This window comes from Bradyrhizobium sp. Kon10, assembly GCF_055807395.1.
This window is the reverse complement of the sequence record NZ_JBVVOZ010000354.1, coordinates 1-243: the sequence shown is the minus strand read 5'-3', so window position 1 is coordinate 243 and position 243 is coordinate 1. Positions and strand designations below refer to the sequence as shown.

Genomic DNA, 243 nt, shown 5'->3' with positions numbered 1-243 from the left:
TCGCGACGGGCGCCAAGATCCATGCCTTCAGCCATATTGAAGGCGCCACCATCGCTTCCGACTGCGATGTCGGTCCGTTCGCCCGGCTGCGCCCCGGCGCCGACCTCAAGCAAAAAGCCAAGGTCGGCAATTTCTGCGAGGTCAAGCAGGCGACGATCGAGGAGGGCGCCAAGGTCAATCACCTGACCTATATCGGCGATGCCCGCGTCGGCGCTGGCGCCAACATCGGCGCTGGAACCATCA

1 pseudogene is annotated in these 243 nt (G+C 63.8%); it reads left to right on the top strand.

The annotated features are described in order from the left end of the window. Positions 1-243: pseudogene (gene glmU / locus AC0L2O_RS37365) on the top strand (bifunctional UDP-N-acetylglucosamine diphosphorylase/glucosamine-1-phosphate N-acetyltransferase GlmU); the annotation flags it as partial.